The organism is Algoriphagus winogradskyi (genome assembly GCF_900182815.1).
Classification (GTDB): domain Bacteria; phylum Bacteroidota; class Bacteroidia; order Cytophagales; family Cyclobacteriaceae; genus Algoriphagus; species Algoriphagus winogradskyi.
Genome location: NZ_FXUA01000014.1, coordinates 1 through 3,193, shown reverse-complemented (window position 1 = coordinate 3,193; position 3,193 = coordinate 1). Strand labels below are relative to the sequence as shown.

Annotated in this window: 2 rRNA genes; both read left to right on the top strand. The window is 50.8% G+C overall.

Annotation, left to right across the window (positions count from 1 at the left end):
* Positions 1-66: 66 nt before the first annotated feature.
* Positions 67-2,944: ribosomal RNA gene (locus tag QOL76_RS21125) — 23S ribosomal RNA — on the top strand.
* Between the two features lie 131 nt (positions 2,945-3,075).
* Positions 3,076-3,187: ribosomal RNA gene (gene rrf, locus QOL76_RS21120) — 5S ribosomal RNA — on the top strand.
* Positions 3,188-3,193: the final 6 nt, after the last annotated feature.

Here is a 3,193-nt window from a genome sequence, read left to right as displayed (position 1 = left end):
AGTAAAGTTCATTGACATGTTGAGCAGAAATTGTAACAGACGTGCTAGCGATAGCACGCAGTAGAAGAGTAAGTGAATAAGGGCGCACGGGGGATGCCTAGGCTCTCAGAGGCGAAGAAGGACGTGATAAGCTGCGAAAAGCTACGGGGACCTGCCAATAGGGTTTGATCCGTAGATATCCGAATGGGGCAACCCAGTCTTTAAGACTATTCCGTAAGGAAAGCGAACGTGGGGAACTGAAACATCTAAGTACCCATAGGAGGAGAAAATAATAATGATTCCGTAAGTAGTGGCGAGCGAAAGCGGAAGAGCCCAAACCGGTTATGTTACGGCATAACCGGGGTTGTAGGACCTGTATAATCAAGATCAATCCGACGAGAACAGCGTGGGAAAGCTGACCATAGGGGGTGAGAGTCCCGTATTGGAAGGATTGATTGCGAGACGGGTATCCTGAGTAGGTCGGGACCGGAGAAATCCCGATTGAAACTGCCGGCACCATCCGGTAAGGCTAAATACTCCTGAGAGACCGATAGTGAACTAGTACCGTGAGGGAAAGGTGAAAAGTACCGTGAATAACGGGGTGAAATAGAACCTGAAACCGTGCGCTTACAAGCGGTCGGAGCTACTTTGTGTAGTGACGGCGTGCCTTTTGCATAATGAGCCTACGAGTTACTCCTCATCGGCAAGGGTAAGGTATTCAGTACCGTACCCGGAGCGAAAGCGAGTCTGAAAGGGCGCTTGAGTCGGTGGGGGTAGACGCGAAACCTAGTGATCTACCCATGGCCAGGTTGAAGTTGTGGTAACACACAATGGAGGACCGAACCGATAAACGTTGAAAAGTTTCCGGATGAGCTGTGGGTAGGGGTGAAAGGCTAATCAAACTGGGAAATAGCTCGTACTCCCCGAAATGTTTTTAGGAACAGCGTCGGGAATTGTATGATGGAGGTAGAGCTACCGATAGGACTAGGGGGAGTCAAATCCTACCAAATCCTGACGAACTCCGAATGCCATCATATAGAACCGGCAGTGAGGGCTTGGGTGCTAAGGTCCAAGTCCGAGAGGGAAAGAACCCAGACCTTCCGCTAAGGTCCCCAAATCTATGTTAAGTTGAACAAAGGTGGTCCAGTTGCAGAGACAGCCAGGAGGTTAGCTTGGAAGCAGCTATTCCTTTAAAGAGTGCGTAACAGCTCACTGGTCGAGCGACAGGGCGTCGATAATAATCGGGCATCAAACATAGTACCGAAGCGAAGGATTGTACCCTGATTTATCAGGGGCAGTGGTAGGGGAGCATTCCAACGGCAGTGAAGGTCAGGCGTCAGCCTGGTTGGAGCTTTTGGAAAAGCAAATGTAGGCATAAGTAACGATAATGCGGGCGAGAAACCCGCACACCGTAAGACCCAGGTTTCCTGATCAACGCTAATCGGATCAGGGTTAGTCGGGACCTAACGCGAACCCGAGAGGGGTAGTGGATGGACAATGGGTTAATATTCCCATACTAATTATACAGGTGATGGAGTGACGGAGTGATGAAAGATCCGCGCGGTGACGGAATACCGCGTTAAAGGTAGTAGGTATTGGACCCATAGTTAAATGCGTGGGTTTAGCCGAAGCTGATAGTACTGAGCGTTTACGGACAATCAGATAGTGATCCTAAGGGCTTCCAAGAAAAACTTCTAGCGCTAAGCGTATAATTACCCGTACCGCAAACCGACACAGGTGGTCGAGGAGAGTATCCTAAGGTGCTCGAGTGAATCATGGCTAAGGAACTCGGCAAAATAGCCCTGTAACTTCGGGAGAAGGGGCGCCTCTAGCAATAGAGGCCGCAGTGAAGAGGCCCAGGCGACTGTTTAACAAAAACACATGGCTTTGCAAAGTTTCAAGACTAAGTATAAGGCCTGACACCTGCCCGGTGCTGGAAGGTTAAGAGGGGATGTTATCGTAAGAGACGCATTGAATCGAAGCCCCAGTAAACGGCGGCCGTAACTATAACGGTCCTAAGGTAGCGAAATTCCTTGTCGGGTAAGTTCCGACCTGCACGAATGGTGTAACGATCTGGGCACTGTCTCAGCCATGAGCTCGGTGAAATTGTAGTCGCGGTGAAGATGCCGCGTACCCGCAACGGGACGGAAAGACCCCATGCACCTTTACTGCAACTTAGTATTGGTACTGGACAAATGATGTGTAGGATAGGTGGGAGACATTGAAGCGGGTTCGCCAGGATTCGTGGAGTCACTGTTGAAATACCACCCTTTGTTTGTTTGGTATCTAACCCGATTTTCGGGGACATTGCTTGGTGGGTAGTTTGACTGGGGTGGTCGCCTCCAAAAGGATAACGGAGGCTTCCAAAGGTTCCCTCAGTACGCTTGGTAACCGTACGAGGAGTGCAATAGCATAAGGGAGCTTGACTGTAAGGCCGACAAGCCGAGCAGGGTGGAAACACGGGTATAGTGATCCGGCGGTTTTGAATGGAAGAGCCGTCGCTCAAAGGATAAAAGGTACGCTGGGGATAACAGGCTGATCTCCCCCAAGAGCTCATATCGACGGGGAGGTTTGGCACCTCGATGTCGGCTCGTCACATCCTGGGGCTGAAGAAGGTCCCAAGGGTTGGGCTGTTCGCCCATTAAAGTGGCACGCGAGCTGGGTTCAGAACGTCGTGAGACAGTTCGGTCCCTATCTGTTGCGGGCGTGGGAAGTTTGCGAGGACCTGACCTTAGTACGAGAGGACCGGGTTGGACTGACCGCTGGTGTACCGGTTGTGATGCCAATTGCATTGCCGGGTAGCTACGTCGGGAAGAGATAAGCGCTGAAAGCATCTAAGTGCGAAACTCCCCTCAAGATGAGACTTCCAAATAGGGCCGTCAGAGACGATGACGTTGATAGGCTACAGGTGTAAAGGCAGTAATGTCATAGCCGAGTAGTACTAATTGCCCAAAAGCTTACCCTACGTTTGTTACAGTTTCTGCAAAGACATGTTAGTAAAGTCGGAAGACGGGAGACCGAGGACCGAAGAACTTAAGATATTAGATACGGCTATGGTAGCTGATCACTGATCACTACGCACTGTATACTTACAATTTAGGCGGCCTAGCGCAGGGGTCCCACCTCTTCCCATCCCGAACAGAGAAGTTAAGCCCTGCAGCGCCGATGGTACTGGGGTTACACCCGGGAGAGTAGGTCGCCGCCTCATTTATTC